This window comes from Streptomyces sp. BYX5S, from assembly GCF_054724165.1.
This window is the reverse complement of the sequence record NZ_CM138829.1, coordinates 3380847-3394533: the sequence shown is the minus strand read 5'-3', so window position 1 is coordinate 3394533 and position 13687 is coordinate 3380847. Positions and strand designations below refer to the sequence as shown.

General features: G+C 70.8%; 12 protein-coding genes. 6 read left to right on the top strand and 6 right to left on the bottom strand.

What is annotated here, in order from left to right; genetic code table 11:
* Window positions 1-46: 46 nt before the first annotated feature.
* Genes ACYBSK_RS15435 through ACYBSK_RS15425 form a run of 3 tightly spaced genes read left to right on the top strand, consistent with a single transcriptional unit; the run spans window position 47 to window position 3155 of the window.
* The gene (locus ACYBSK_RS15435; RefSeq protein ID WP_460246476.1) at window positions 47-913 is read left to right on the top strand and encodes an alpha/beta hydrolase; all 867 of its coding nucleotides are present in this window, start codon (window positions 47-49) and stop codon (window positions 911-913) included.
* The gene (locus ACYBSK_RS15430; protein WP_460246475.1) at window positions 910-2244 is read left to right on the top strand and encodes an MFS transporter; all 1335 of its coding nucleotides are present in this window, start codon (window positions 910-912) and stop codon (window positions 2242-2244) included. Before ACYBSK_RS15435 ends, ACYBSK_RS15430 begins: the two co-directional genes overlap by 4 nt.
* Window positions 2241-3155 carry an MBL fold metallo-hydrolase gene (locus ACYBSK_RS15425; RefSeq protein ID WP_460246474.1) on the top strand — a complete coding sequence of 305 codons (915 nt, stop codon included), beginning with the start codon at window positions 2241-2243 and terminating at the stop codon, window positions 3153-3155. Before ACYBSK_RS15430 ends, ACYBSK_RS15425 begins: the two co-directional genes overlap by 4 nt.
* Before the next feature lie 16 nt (window positions 3156-3171).
* Here the strand turns inward: ACYBSK_RS15425 and ACYBSK_RS15420 are convergent, their stop codons facing one another.
* A complete protein-coding gene (locus tag ACYBSK_RS15420; protein ID WP_460246473.1) occupies window positions 3172-4443 on the bottom strand; it encodes a carboxylesterase family protein in 1272 nt (423 codons plus the stop codon).
* A 207-nt stretch (window positions 4444-4650) separates the two neighbouring features.
* Here ACYBSK_RS15420 and ACYBSK_RS15415 point away from each other — a divergent pair, with 207 nt between their 5' ends.
* Window positions 4651-6282: a carboxylesterase/lipase family protein gene (locus tag ACYBSK_RS15415; RefSeq protein ID WP_460246472.1), complete on the top strand. Its 1632-nt coding sequence runs from the start codon at window positions 4651-4653 to the stop codon at window positions 6280-6282.
* A gap of 72 nt (window positions 6283-6354) precedes the next feature.
* Here ACYBSK_RS15415 and ACYBSK_RS15410 read toward each other — a convergent pair whose 3' ends face one another.
* The 5 genes from ACYBSK_RS15410 to ACYBSK_RS15390 form a co-directional block, all read right to left on the bottom strand.
* Window positions 6355-7323: a quinone oxidoreductase family protein gene (locus tag ACYBSK_RS15410; RefSeq protein WP_460246471.1), complete on the bottom strand. Its 969-nt coding sequence runs from the start codon at window positions 7321-7323 to the stop codon at window positions 6355-6357.
* A 49-nt stretch (window positions 7324-7372) separates the two neighbouring features.
* On the bottom strand, window positions 7373-8191 hold the full coding sequence (locus tag ACYBSK_RS15405) for an ABC transporter permease (protein WP_460246470.1): 819 nt from the start codon (window positions 8189-8191) through the stop codon (window positions 7373-7375).
* Window positions 8188-9084, bottom strand: a complete 897-nt coding sequence (locus ACYBSK_RS15400; protein ID WP_460246469.1) for an ABC transporter ATP-binding protein — start codon at window positions 9082-9084, stop codon at window positions 8188-8190. Before ACYBSK_RS15400 ends, ACYBSK_RS15405 begins: the two co-directional genes overlap by 4 nt.
* Window positions 9081-10088, bottom strand: a complete 1008-nt coding sequence (locus ACYBSK_RS15395; RefSeq protein WP_457477639.1) for an ABC transporter substrate-binding protein — start codon at window positions 10086-10088, stop codon at window positions 9081-9083. The genes ACYBSK_RS15400 and ACYBSK_RS15395 overlap by 4 nt, the downstream gene beginning before the upstream one ends.
* A 144-nt stretch (window positions 10089-10232) precedes the next feature.
* Entirely contained in the window at window positions 10233-11216 is a 984-nt protein-coding gene (locus tag ACYBSK_RS15390; protein WP_460246468.1) for an ABC transporter substrate-binding protein, read from the bottom strand.
* Window positions 11217-11383: 167 nt separating this feature from the next.
* Between ACYBSK_RS15390 and ACYBSK_RS15385 the strand changes: the two genes are divergently transcribed.
* Both ACYBSK_RS15385 and ACYBSK_RS15380 read left to right on the top strand, forming a co-directional pair.
* Window positions 11384-12736, top strand: a complete 1353-nt coding sequence (locus ACYBSK_RS15385) for an MFS transporter (protein WP_460246467.1) — start codon at window positions 11384-11386, stop codon at window positions 12734-12736.
* A gap of 86 nt (window positions 12737-12822) precedes the next feature.
* On the top strand, window positions 12823-13662 hold the full coding sequence (locus tag ACYBSK_RS15380; RefSeq protein ID WP_460246466.1) for an IclR family transcriptional regulator: 840 nt from the start codon (window positions 12823-12825) through the stop codon (window positions 13660-13662).
* The last annotated feature ends 25 nt before the right edge of the window (window positions 13663-13687 follow it).

Here is a 13687-nt window from a genome sequence, read left to right as displayed (position 1 = left end):
CTGCACATCCGGAGCCTCCAGGCGCCGGCGATGACGAGGAGGCGCAGTGGCCTCGAGCCAAGCAGTCCGCCCGGCGGACACCAGCGAGTTCTTCACCTGTCGGCGACCGGAGGACTACCACCCCGACTGGCCGGGCTTCTACCGGCGAGCCGCACTCCGCCGCCAGGAGCTGCGCTCCCGGGTGCCTCACGAGATCGACCTCAAGTACGGCCCCGACGCACACCAGTTGGTGAACGTCTACCACCCCGGGCCGCCCGCCGACGGCTCCCGGGACCGCCCGGTCGTCGTCTACTTCCACGGCGGTCGCTGGCGCGAGGGCCACCCCGCCCACTACGACCACCTCGCGGGACCCTGGGTGGAGGCCGGCGCCGTCTTCATGTCCTTCGGGTACCGGCTCGAACCGGCCCACACCATCGCCGACGCGGTCGCGGACGCGGCCCTGGCGGTGGAGTGGGCACGCGCGAACGCCGCGCGTTACGGGGGCGACCCGGACCGCATCACCGTGGCCGGGCACTCCGCGGGCGGTCACCTCGCCGCGATGGTCACGCTGACCGACGACTCCCCCGGCCCGGTGGCGGGCACCGTGTGCATGAGTGCGCCCACCGATCTGCGCGACATGGTCGAGGACCCGACGGAGGCCGTACGGCTCAGCCCCGCGCTGCGGGTGAGCCGCGGTCCCGAGCGGGTGGTGGTCTCCTTCGGGGATCCGGAGCCCAACCGGAAGACGGACGACGACCTCTGGCTGACCCGCCAGGGCCGCCTGCTCGTCGATGCCCTGGCCGCCGCGGGCCGGCCCCCGGTGACCGTAGTGCTGAAGGGGACCGATCACATCGGCACCGCCACCGCCTTCAGCGAACCCAAGTCGCAACTCTTCGAGGCCGCGCACCACGTCGTCTTCGGAGGCACGCGATGAGAGAAGGCGAACGTACGGCGACGGCGAGCGGCGGCGTCCTGGCGAGCTTTCGCGGGATGCGCACGGGCGTGGTGGGACTTGCCTTTCTCGCCGTGCTGCTCGACGGCTTCGACTCCGCTTCGCTCTCCTTCGTCCTGCCCTCACTGGCCGAGCAGTGGGGTGTCACCTCGGCCGACTTCACCCCGGCGGTGGTGCTGACCAACATCGGCGTGGTGCTCGGCTACCTGGCTTCGGGCAGGCTCGCGGTGCGGCTCGGCCTGCGGCGGATGCTGATCTCCGGAACCGTGCTGTTCGCCGCGGGCTCGCTGGTCACCGCGCTGGTGCTGCCCGCGCAGTCACTGACCGCGCTGAGCACGGTCAGGCTGGTCACGGGCCTCGGCCTCGGCGTGGTCCTGCCCGGCGCCGTTTCTCTCGCCGCGGCACACCACCCGGACCGGCAGCGGCAGTCGGTCTCGGTCACGGTCACCCTGGGGCTCGCCTTCGGCGGGACGGTCGCCGGTGTCTTCGGCAGCAGCATGCTGGCGTCGGTCGGGACCGCCGGGGTGTTCTGGATCGGCGGGGCGCTTCCGCTGCTGCTGGCGGCGCTGATGATCCGCCGACTCCCTGAAGCACCGCCGCCCGCGGCCACGGGCGGCACGGCGACCGCTCCCGGAGCCGACGACGCGGCGGCCGCCGCACGCGAGGCACGCGTCGGCGCGCTGTTCGCCCCTGGACTGCGCGCCCCCACCGTGCTGCTGTGGACCTTCGCCTTCCTGGTCTTCATCGCCAGCTACACCCTCCAGTCCTGGGTGCCCACCCTGCTGACCGAGTACGGCTTCTCCGCCTCGCGGGCGCCGATCGGACTGGCCTTCCTGAGCTTCGGCGGAGTCGTCGGCGGACTCGTGCTCCTCCTGCTCGCGGCCCGCAAGGGGATCACGTTCGCCCTGATGGTGATGCCGGCGATCGGCGCGGTGTCGATGGTCGCCGCGGCCACCGTGGGGACCGACCACACGGCGCTGCTGCTCACGCTCGCCGGTGCCGGTGCGGGTGTCACGGCCGGCCAGATCGGTCAGCTGACCCTCGCGGTGGCGATGTACCCGCCGGCCACCAGGACCGCCGGAGTGGGCTGGGCCGCGGCCCTGGGACGGGTGGGCTCGATCGTGGGCCCCGCGGCGGCGGGTGCCCTGCTGGCGCTCTCGCTTCCCGGCGACGACATCGTGCTGCTCACCGCGATCCCGGTGGTGGTGGCGGCCGTGAGCGCGGCGGTGCTGTGGCGCCTGCCCGATACGACGGGACGGAGCCGCGGATCCGAGGACGCGGAGCGGACGCGGCGGGAGGTGAGCGCACCATGAGCGGCTGGTTCGATCTCGGTGACGTCGCGGTGGTTCCGATCGTGGAGACACCGCGGCTGCTCATCGACCCGGTGGAGTTCTTCCCCGACCATCCGCTCGGGCCGTCCGGTTGGGCCGCCGAGGGACCCTGGTACGACCCGGGGCGAGGACAGCTGGTCTACACCATGCAGGCCTTCCTCGTCGTCACCCCGCACGAGCGGATCCTGGTCGACGCGTGTGTCGGCGACGGGAAGCAGCGGGGCAGACCGGAGTTCGACCGGCAGGACAGCGGCTGGTGGCAGCGGTTCGCGGAGACCGGCGTTGCCGCCGACGAGGTGTCCGCGGTCGTCCTCAGTCATCTGCACGTGGACCACGTCGGCTGGGCGACGCGGTGGTCCAACGGCCGCTGGCAGCCGGCCTTCCCGAAGGCCCGGCACGTGTTGACCGCCCCGGAGTACGACTACTGGCGGTCGGCGGCGGGGGCCGCGGCCATGACCCGGACCGGCGACTACCTCGCCGACAGCATCGAACCGGTCGCCGAGGCGGGCCTGCTGGACCTGACACCCCCGGACGCCGAACTCGGCCCGCATGTGCGGCTGCACCCGGCGCCCGGTCACACCCCCGGCAACACGGCCGTCCTGGTCACCGGCTCCCGGGCACGGATGCTGCTCACCGGCGACATCCTCCACCACCCGCTCCAGCTGATGGACCCGGACACCAGCACCCGCTACTGCGTCGACCCCGAGCTCTCGGCGCGCACCCGCAGGCGGACGCTGGAGTGGCTGGCCGACACCGGGACCGCGATGCTGCCCGCACACTTCGCCGCCCCGTCGGCCGGTCGCGTGGAGCGCCGCGGCTCCGGGTACACCTTCACACCTGCCGCCGATCTGCGTCGACCGGGCCGGTACGGGGTGGCGGGCGGCGCCGGATAGCGCGGCCGTCCTCGCACTAACGACGCTGAGCGGCCATCCACTGCCAGATGTGCGTTCCGTCGATGCTCGGGTCGTTGCGGGCGACGTAGATCCACGAGAAGTGGCCGAGGAACTGGTAGCCGTTCCAGACGACGTGGTCGTAGAGCGTCATCAGGGAGCCGGGGATCACCTCGTGCGCGTGGACGGTGTTGGCCTGCGGGTCCACGGTGGTGTCGTCGCGGGAGGTGACGAGCCAGCTGGGCGTGGTGATCCGCGCCAGCTCGCTGTCGGGAAGAAGGGGCGCGCCTCCGGGCGGGAACGACGTGACGATGCCGCAGATCGGCACGGAGGCGGCGAACAGGCGGGGGTAGACGGCTGTCATCTTCATGCTCATGTAGCCGCCGTTGCTGCACCCGGCGACGTAGATCCGCTCGCGGTCGATGTCGTTCCTGCGCGTGACGTCGCCGATGATCTCGTGGATGAGCGGGGCGAAGCGGGGGCCGTCCTCCATCCAGTAGGAGGTGCTCTGCGGGGCGACCACATGGGCGCCGCCGAAGATGCACTGCGCCTCGGGGGTGGCGAAGCCCAGTGCGCCGCGGTTGGCCCGCAGCGTGGTCTCGTTGTCGTAGTAGTCGTTGGGCAGTGAGGCGCCTTCGCCCCCGCCGTGCAGCCAGACGATCAGCGGGCGCTTGCGTCGTTTCGAGGAGCGGGACTCGGCGGGTGAGTACAGCCGGTACTTCATCCCCGAGGCGGAGACGTGGGAGGTGAACGCGTCCACCTCGGGGTTCGACAGGCGCCGGTTTTGCACGAAGTTGTCGACGGTGATCGATCGGCCGTTGCGCAGGGCGATGGGGGTGTGCTGCGTGACGGTGTAGGCGAGGTCGAGCATCACGTTGCGGCCCTCGGGCGAGAGGTAGCCGAGCGTGTTCCCACCGGACTGGCCTTCACCGTGGGCCAGTTCGAGCACGATGTCGCCGTGCCGGTCGAGCCGCACGGCGGTCACCGTGCGGTCGAGGTCGTACTCGCCGCTGATGCGCTCGCCGTCCGCGAGGGGGAACGGGCGGGTGGCCTTGGCGTGCACGCCGAAGGTGCCGGTGGTCAGTCCGGCCGGGTCGATCGGGCCGAGCCGGGAGGTCTTCAGGGTGAGCGAGGTGACTTGTTCGCCGCCGTCGAGCACGTGGGCGTTCAGGGTGAATCTCACGCCGTCGGGCGCACGGTCGTCGGCGTGAGCGGCGACGCCGGGCAGGGACAGTGCCCCGGCACCCGCGCCTGCGGCCAGGATGCTGCGACGGCTGATACGTGTTGCCATGCGGACTCCTTGTGGGATGCGGAGACTTCGCTGACGAACTGTGGTGCGTCGAATCTCTTGAGAGACCGTAGCGACGGGGGAGTCATTTTGTAATGCGCGCGCCTGTTGACCACACAACGGTCCAGGGAGCGGAACGAGGACATCGCGCGTCCGCCACGCGAGGCAGAGCATGACCTCCTCCATCGCTCCTACCTCTCAGGAGACTCAGTGAGATCCACTGTCCGACAGGGATTCGCCTGGCTGGCGAGCCTCCTCATCCTCGTGACCCTCATCTCGGCCGTCCCGGCGTCGGCCGCCTCCCGGTCCTTGACGGTCTCCACCGACAAGGGCCTGGTCGCGGGAGCCTCGGCCGACGGCGTCGACCGCTTCTCCGGCATCCCGTACGCGGCTCCGCCCGTCGGCGCCCAACGCTGGCAGCCTCCGGCACCCGCTGCCGCGTGGACGGGCACCCGGTCGGCCGCCTCCCCCGGACCCCGCTGTCTGCAGAACGGGAGCAGCACGAGCCCCGGGACGAGTGAGGACTGTCTGTACCTGAACGTCTACACCCCTGCCAACCGGACCAACCGTCCGCTGCCGGTGATGTTCTGGATCCACGGTGGCGGCTTCTCGACCGGCTCCGGGGACGCGGAGGACGGCTCGCTGATCGCCCGGACCAACAACGTCGTGGTCGTCTCGATCAACTACCGGCTCGGCGTGTTCGGCTTCCTCGACCTGCCGGGGCTGAGCAAGCAGGGCGCGGGCAATTACGGCCTGCTCGACCAGCAGGCGGCGCTGCGTTGGACCCAGCGCAACATCGGTGCGTTCGGCGGTGACGCGAGCCGTGTCACCATCGGTGGGCTGTCGGCCGGCGGCCACTCCGTGTGCGCGCAGTTGGCATCGCCGTCGGCACGTGGTCTCTTCTCCGGCGCGATCATCCAGAGCGGCGGGTGCCCGAGCTATACGGTCAAGCAGGCCGTCGCCCGCGGCGAGAGGTACGCGACGGCCGCCGGCTGCTCCACCGCCTCGGCCGATCTCGCCTGCCTGCGGGCCAAGCCCGCCAGTGAACTGCAGGCTGCGGCGAAGGACTTCATCGGCGGCGTCGTGACCACCCCGCTGCCCACGTCCGGGACGCCCGAACTGCCCGTCGCTCCGCTCGATGCCGTACGCACCGGCCGGACCGCGAACGTCCCCCTCCTCATCGGCCACACACGTGACGAAGTACGGGCGTGGGCACTGCCGTTCGCGAACGCGACGAAGGACCAGTACGAGCGAGCGGTCCGGATCGAGTTCGGGGCCGAGGCCGACGCCGTCCTCGCGCACTATCCGTTCAGCGCCTACGGCGACTCCCACACCGGGGCGTACGCCTTCGGCGCCCTGTGGGGCGACAGCAGCACCTTCTTCGGTCTCGGGGGCTGCCAGTACCAGAACCTCACGGCGCAGTACTCGAAGCGGCAACCGCGTACGTACTCCTACGAGTTCAACGACCCGCACCCGCCCACCGGCCGACCCTCGACCGGCTTCGACGCGGGCGCGTCGCACGGCAGCGAGAAGCCGTACCTGTTGCCCTCCGCGACCTCGGCACTGCTGACTCCCGAGCAGCAGCAGTTGTCCAGTGAGATGGTGCGCTACTGGGGCTCGTTCGTGAAGCACGGGAACCCGGCCTCCGCGGGGCTCGCCGACTGGCCTTCCTACCGGGCGGGGAAGTTCATGTCCCTGCTGCCGGGCGGTGAGAGCCGGGCGCTGAAGAACGAGGAGTACCAGACGCGCCGCCAGTGCGCCTTCTGGAACTCCGTCGACTACGACTGGCTCCCCGTCAACCCGGACCAACTCGCCGCCCAGGCAGGCGTTTCGCAGTCCTGATCCGGCAAGCGTGAAGGGCCCCCTCCGGCGGGAGGGGGCCCTTGTCGGATTCCGTGCGGAGAGAGCCTTGGCTCAGCCGGTGTGCTCCATGTCGAGCACGATCTTGCCCACCGCCTGCCCCGTGCGCAGCCGCTCCACCGCCGTGCCGAGCGCGTCCATCCCGTACCTCTCGTACGGCAGCGACAGCGCGCCCGAAGAAAGGTCCGGGAGCAGGCGCAGGACGTCGGGGGCGACCTCCGGGCTGCGGGAGATCATATTGACGGGCAGGAGGGTGACGTCGGCGAGGAAGAAGTCCGCGAGGTCCAGGGTGAGCTCGCGGCCGGCCGTGTAGCCGAGGAGCGCGGCCCGGCCGCGTGGGCGGACGAGGGTGAGGGCGTCGCGCAGGATCCGGCCGCCGACGGTGTCGATGAGGACGTCGACCTTGCCGCCGATGGTCTCCTCGGAGAGGTCCTTGGCGAGCAGTGCCTTGGCGGCGTCCGGGACGTGCTCCAGCTTCGTGGGGCGGCCGACCGCGCCGATCACCTCGGCGCCCGCGCGGGCCGCCAGCTGTACGGCCATGGCGCCGACAGCGCCGGACGCGCCTGTGACCAGCACCCGCTCCCCCGGCCGCACCTTCGTGATGTCGTGGACGGTGGCCCAGGCGGTGCCGACCGGGGAGAAGTAGATGCAGGCCAGGGCGGGGTCGGTGCCCTCGGGCATGACCTCGGCGGCGGCGTCCGGCACGAGCGCGTGCTCGGCCCAGGCACCGTCGCGGCTGAGGCCGAGGCCCTCGCCGCGCAGCCTCACCAGCGATCCGACGGGGTGGGTGTCGGAGGCGAGGACGTAGCCGCTGCCCTGGGTGCCGGGGACGAACGGCAGCTCGGGCAGGATGCCGAACTGTCCGTCGAGGATGTTGAGGTCCAGGTGGGCGGCGGTGGCCGCGGCCGTCCGTACGAGGGTGTGGCCGGGGCGCGGCTCGGGAACGGGCCGCTCGGTGAGGCGGGGCAGGGTGCCGAACTCCTCCAGGAGCAGGACCTTCGATGTCGTTGCGGAAGTGCTCACGTGCTGTGTTCTCCGTTCTTGTCCCCGTTGGCCGAGCTTGTCCCCACCCTCACACCTTAGCTCCGTACTTGTGCAGTACACGCATCGCGATGAGGCGCAGGATCCGGTCGTAGACGAGGCCCAGGATGCCGAGGGTGATGATGCCGACGAAGACCCAGTCGATGCGGCCGTAGTTGCGGGACGTCCAGATCAGGGAGCCGAGGCCGACCTGGGAGGCGACGATCTCGGCCGAGACGATCGTCAGGAAGCTGTTGCCCATGGCGAGCCGGGAGCCGGTGAGGATGTACGGGACGGTGGACGGCAGCACGATCCGTTGCAGGATCTGGCGGCGGCTCGCGCCGAGGCTGGCCGCGGCCCGCAGTTTGTTCTCGTTGACGGCCATGACACCGGCGCTGGTGTTGAGGGTGACGATGAAGACGGCCGTGTAGAAGATCAGCACCACCTTCGAGGACTCGCCGATGCCCAGCCACACCACCGCCAGCGTCACGAAGGCGACCGGCGGGATGAAGCGGAAGAACTCGATGTAGGGCTCCAGGAGCTGGCGGACGATCCTGATCTGTCCGATCAGCAGGCCGACGGGTGCCCCGACCAGGACGCCGAGGCCCCAGCCGATGAGGATGCGGCGGCTGGAGGCGACCACCGAATTGGTGAGGGTGCCGTCGGCCGCGAGTTCACCGGCGGCGGACAGGGTCTGGCTGGGCGAGGCGACGAGCGAGGGGCCGTACTTCATCGCGACGAGCTGCCAGATCCCCAGGCCGACGAGGACGGCGAGGGCGTACAGGCCGGCCGTGCGCAGCCCCTGTCCCCCGGCCTTGCTGGGGCGGCGGGTGCGGGCGGGGGCCGGGGCCTCGGTGGTGGTGATCGTCATGCGCCTTTCGCCTCTCGGTCGGGCCGGTCGTCGAGTCCTTGGTCGCGCATGGCCTTGCGGACCTCTTCCCCGATGTCCTCGCGCAGCTTGTGGTGAAGGTCTACGGCGGCCGGGTCGGACTCGTCGCGGGGGCGCGGCAGGTCGACCTCGTACAGGGACTTGATGGAGGCCGCGGGGCCGGCCGTCATGACGGCGATGCGGTCGGCCAGCAGGATGGCCTCGTCGATGTCGTGGGTGACGAAGACGACGGTGCAGCCGGAGGCGCGCCAGATGCGGGCCGTCTCCTCCTGGAGCACCTGCCGGGTCTGGGCGTCGAGCGCGCCGAAGGGCTCGTCCATGAGGACGACGTCCGGTTCGTTGGCGAGGACCCGGGCGATCTGGACGCGCTGGCGCATGCCGCCGCTGAGCTGGTTCGGGTAGCGGTCCGCGCAGTGGCGCAGGCCGACCAGGCCGAGGAACTCCTCGGCCGCCCGGTCCTGCTCGGCACGGGAGCGGCCGCGCATCCGGGGACCGAAGGTGACGTTCTGCCGCACGGTCAGCCAGTCGAAGAGGGCCTCGCTGCTCTGGAAGACCATGCCGAGTTCGGGGTCCGGGCCGCTGATGGGTGCGCCGTCGGCGGTGAGCGTTCCCTCGCTGACCTGGATGAAGCCCGCCATGGCCGAGAGGAGGGTGGACTTGCCGCAGCCGCTCGGGCCGAGCAGGCAGAGGAACTCACCGGCCGGGATGTCGAGGTCGATGTCGCGGACGGCCTGGAAGTCTCCGAAGGAGATTCCAGCGCGCTCAGCGCGCAGGGCGGCCCCGCGACCGGCCGGGGCGTCCCTGCGGGGTGTGGCCATGGTGTCCCCCGGTGCCGTCGTCGTGTCCTTCTCGATGCCCTTGGTCAACTCGGTCATCGGGATTCCTTCGTGTTGTCGGAGAGCCAGCCCTTCTGGATGGCGCCGGACAGGTCGGGGCGGGACTTGACCTTGCCGGTGTCGACGTAGAAACCGGCCGTGTCGTCGTAGCCCTTCAGGTCCTTCGCGGTGAAGTCACGGACGCCGAAGTCGATCTCCTTCACCGCCGTCAGGGTCTGCTCCGTGGGGATCTTCGCCGCTTGCATGGTGGCCTTCGCGGCGGCCTCCGGATCCTTCTCGGTCTTCTCGGCCGCCTCCGCGAGCGCCTGGGCCACCTTGGCGGCGACATCCTTGTGGTCCTTGAGCCATGAGGAGGTCGACAGGAGCCAGTGCTGGTAGATGAGCCCGTAGTCGCCCGTGGTCTCCACGATCCGCGAGCCGAGTTCCTTCCCCTTGCTCGGCCACGGCTCCCACAGGGCGTACGCGTCCACATCGCCCTTGTCGGCGAGGGCCGGGATCTCCGCGGGGTCGCTCGTCACGAACTCCACCGACTCGGGGTCGATGTCCTTCGATTCGAGGAACCGAGTGGCGGCCAGTTCGGACAGGCCCGGGACCACGGCCATCTTGCGGATCTTCTCGGGGGACTTCACATCGGAGCGGAGGACGACCTTGAGGTACTGCCCCGAGCTCTCGTACACGGCGAGCGACCTCAGGTTCGGGTGCTGTCCGAGGACCCCGATCGTGGTGGCGTCGGAGTTGCCCGCCATCTGGACCTGCCCGGCGCCCAGGGCGTCGACGCCTTCCCCTCCCTTGGCGAACTGGACGAGGTCGACGTTCACACCGTGCTTGGCCCACAGTCCCTCCTTGTCGGCCACGTAGAAGGGCGCGTACGCCCCGTCGACGCCGACGGCGATCCGCACCTGCGGGCCGCTCGCCTTGCCGCCGGAGCCCGAATCGGCTCCGGCGTCGGTGGTGCCCGCGCCGCATCCGGTCGCGGCGAACAGTGCCGCGGCGAGGAGAGCGGAGCCGGTGATGCGATGGACCGGACGGGACGCTGTGTGCATGGTCACCTCTGAGTTGGACACTTCTCGGCAGGTCATCAGGTGCGGGTCCGTGGGTTGGCGCAAACTACTGCCCTCCTGAGGTCGGAGGCTTGCGTCCCGGTCCGCTCAGCGGAACGGACCGGGAATGGTTCTCGCGAAGGCGAGTCACCCGGCGTGGCGGTCGTACCAGCCGCGCAGCAGCACGGTGTCGTAGTCGGGTGCGCTCTTGATGAGCTTCTGGGCGCGCAGGAAGTCCACGATCCTGCGCGAGGAGGTGACATCGGCCGACGTCAGGGCGCGGGCCCTGAAGGAGATCTCACCGATGGCCTTCTCCGTTGCGGCCACCGGCAGTTGGGCCTGCTCGTGGGAGGCGAGGGCCGCCGCGTGCGGGTCCTTCGTCACCAGCCGGTCGGCCTCGGCGACCACCTTGAACACCTTCCCGGCGGTCTCCTGGTTCCCCTTCAGCCACTTCTGGTCCGCGAGCAGCCACTGCCGGTACGTGACACCGAAGTCGCCGGTCGAGCCGGCGATGTGGCCGCCCGCCTCGACGCCCTTGGTCACCCAGGGGTCGAAGAGGATGTAGCCGTCGATGTCGCCGCGCTGGAGCATGCTGGGGATCTCCTGCGGCGAGCCCTGCTGGATCGTCACCGAGTCCGCGTCGATGTCGTGGTGTCTCAGGTACTCGTGCGTGGCGTACAGGCCGATGCCCTGGATCGAGCCCATCGTTCTGATCTGCCGCGGCGAGTCGATGCCCTTGCGCAGGACGACCTTGAGGAGGCGGCCCGAGGACTGGAAGACGCCCAGGGCCCGCAGCCCCGGGTTGCTCACCATCTGCGGGAGCGCGGTGGAGTCGGCGTTGGCGGACATGTGGGCGGTGCCGGCCGTGACCGCCTGCGCGGCGGCGGGGCCGCCCTCCACCTTGACCAGCTTCACGTCGAGACCGGCCTTCTTGAACATGCCGCGCTCCGCGGCGAGGTACAGCGGTGCGTACGAGGCGTCGACGCCGAGGGCGATCCGTACGGTGGGGCTGCCGCCGCCCGAGGTGTCCGTCGTGTCGGTGGTGCCCGCCCCGCAGGCGGTGGTGAGGAGGAGGGCGAGCAGGCCGAGGAGGACGGCCGCCGTTCGGTGGTGCCGTGTCGTCCGGGTCATCGTGATGGACCTCCGGGTTCGGAGCGCGGTCGGGGTGGCGGAACGCTGGCACCGCGCGGGGACCACGGGAAGCGCGCCGTCCCGTCAGGCGGACCGACCCGATTGAGGCGACTCGGGGGCCGTTCCTACGCTCCAGCGATCTCAAGGTCGAACGGCAAGGAGCACGTATGCCCCGCAAGAACACGACCGAGGGCGCATCCACGACGCGACGCGTTGTCATCGCGTCCGTCGCCGGCAACATGATGGAGTGGTACGACTTCTTCCTCTACACCACGGCCGCCGCGCTCGTCCTCGGCCAGGTCTTCTTCCCCTCCGGCGAGAATCCGCTGCTCGGCACCATCGCCGCGCTGGCCGGTCACGCCGTGGGGTTCGCCGCCCGGCCCATCGGCGGCCTGATCTTCGGGCACATCGGCGACCGGCGGGGCCGCAAGGCCGCCCTCATGGGAACGCTCTCCCTGATGGGCGGCGCCACCTTCTGCATGGGGTTGCTGCCCTCGTACTCCACGGCCGGTCTGCTGTCGCCGCTGCTCCTGGTGCTGCTGCGGGTGCTCCAGGGCGCGGCGGCCGGCGGCGAGTGGGGCGGCGGCGTGCTCATCATCACCGAGAACGTCCCGGCCGAGCGGCGCGGCTTCCTCGCCTCCTTCAGCTCCACCGGCATGGGCCTGGGCTTCGTCCTGTCGTCGCTGGCGCTGTGGCTCGCCCAGCAGGTGTCCGGGGACGGCTTCCTCTCGTGGGGCTGGCGGCTCCCGTTCCTGGCCAGCGCGGTGATCTTCGTGGTGGGCCTCTACATCCGCCGCCACATCGGCGAGACGGACAGTTTCGAGGCCGACTCCGCGAAGGCCGAGGCCCCGGCGCACTCGCCGCTGCGGGAGGTCCTGCGCCGCCATCCGCGTCAGGTGCTGTTCGCGATGGCCCTGCGCTTCGCCGACAGCGGCGCCAGCTACATCTTCATGTCCTTCTCCCTCGTGTACGGGGCGTACGTGGGGATCTCGTCGTCCGTGCTGCTGTGGGCCGGGATCGTCGGCATGCTGACGGACTCGGTGATGATGGTCGTCTTCGGCCGGCTCTCCGACACGGTGGGCAGGCGGCCGGTCTACATCGGCGGGGCGCTCGGCATGCTGCTGTGGGCCGCGCCCTTCTTCCTGCTCATGGACACGGGGTCGACCGCCGCGGTGTGGGTGGCGTTCATCGTCGGGCACATCGCCATCGCCGCGATGATCGGGGTCCAGCCCTCGTACTTCTCCGAGCTGTTCAGCACCAGCACCCGCTACTCCGGGATGGCGCTCGGCCACGAGCTGTCATCGGCGATCGCCGGGGGCCTGTCGCCGGTCGTGGCCGCGGCGCTGCTGGCCGCCACGGGACACTTCCTGCCGGTCGCGCTGCTCACCGTGGGCATGGCCGTCGTCACGCTGGTGGCTCTGGTCTTCTTCGCGCATGTGCCGGACAGCCGGAGCGGGACGCGGCCGGACGCGCCGGACACGGACCCGGCCGAGCAGGGGCACCGCACACCCGTTGCGTGATGTTCACACGTACGACCCCCTAGGCAACATGGCGTTGATGCACTTCAAATGGCTGTGCCGCCACATGGACAAGTGAGGGGACGCTGATGGGGTCGTACGTTGACGAAGAGGTCCTGCTGCCGAATTCCGTGCTGGGGAAGGCTCAGCTGCTGCTCGCCGCGTTCGAGTCCGGTGCGGACCGGCTGCGACTGAGCGAGCTGAGCCGCCGGTCGGGCGTGCCCAAGGCGTCGGCGTACCGGCTCGCGCAGGAACTGGTGCAGTGGGGTCTTCTCGACCGGCGCGAGGAGAGGTACGAGCTGGGGATCCGGCTCTTCCACCTGGGAGAACGGGTGCCGGCGTCGGCGGTGCTGCGCACCGTCGCGCGCCCGCTGATGGCGGACCTGTTCTCCCGGACCCGCGCCGCCGTGCACCTCTCGGTGCTCGACGGCACGCATGTCCTGTTCCTGGAGAAGATCGCGGGTGAGGCCAATGTGCTCACCCACTCCTATGTCGGCGGCCGGCTGCCCGCCTCGTGCACCGCGACGGGGCAGATGCTGCTGGCCCTCGCCCCGGACGGTCCCGAGCGGGTGGCGGCGCTCGTCGGCAGCGGGTTGCCCGCGCTGACCCCGCGCTCCGTCACGGATCCGCAGGCCCTATCCCGGCGGCTGTCCACGGCGGCACGTCAGGGGTACGCGCTGGAGCGCGAGGGGGTCAGGATCGGGGACGCCAGCCTTGCCGTACCGGTGGCTCTGGGCGACTCGGAGTACGCGGCGCTCTCGGTCACCGGCCCCGTGGCGCAGGTGTCGGCGGACCGACACCTCCCGACATTGCGGGCCACGGCGGAGCGGATCGCGCGCGGAGTGGCACGGAAGACCTCGTACGACACCGTTCGCGCGGCGCACGCGCCGAAATCCAAGCCGACCGCGGTGCGCGTCGTCGCGGGCTGAGCACCCGCGGCAGCGGTCCCGGTCC

Bases quoted from the DNA above. Each gene is read 5' to 3' on its own strand.
- ACYBSK_RS15380 (WP_460246466.1), top strand. From the start codon at position 12,823: ATGGGGTCGTACGTTGACGAAGAGGTCCTGCTGCCGAATTCCGTGCTG.
- ACYBSK_RS15400 (WP_460246469.1), bottom strand. From the start codon at position 9,084: ATGACCGAGTTGACCAAGGGCATCGAGAAGGACACGACGACGGCACCG.
- ACYBSK_RS15390 (WP_460246468.1), bottom strand. From the start codon at position 11,216: ATGACCCGGACGACACGGCACCACCGAACGGCGGCCGTCCTCCTCGGC.
- ACYBSK_RS15425 (WP_460246474.1), top strand. From the start codon at position 2,241: ATGAGCGGCTGGTTCGATCTCGGTGACGTCGCGGTGGTTCCGATCGTG.
- ACYBSK_RS15430 (WP_460246475.1), top strand. From the start codon at position 910: ATGAGAGAAGGCGAACGTACGGCGACGGCGAGCGGCGGCGTCCTGGCG.
- ACYBSK_RS15395 (WP_457477639.1), bottom strand. From the start codon at position 10,088: ATGCACACAGCGTCCCGTCCGGTCCATCGCATCACCGGCTCCGCTCTC.
- ACYBSK_RS15385 (WP_460246467.1), top strand. From the start codon at position 11,384: ATGCCCCGCAAGAACACGACCGAGGGCGCATCCACGACGCGACGCGTT.
- ACYBSK_RS15405 (WP_460246470.1), bottom strand. From the start codon at position 8,191: ATGACGATCACCACCACCGAGGCCCCGGCCCCCGCCCGCACCCGCCGC.
- ACYBSK_RS15420 (WP_460246473.1), bottom strand. From the start codon at position 4,443: ATGGCAACACGTATCAGCCGTCGCAGCATCCTGGCCGCAGGCGCGGGT.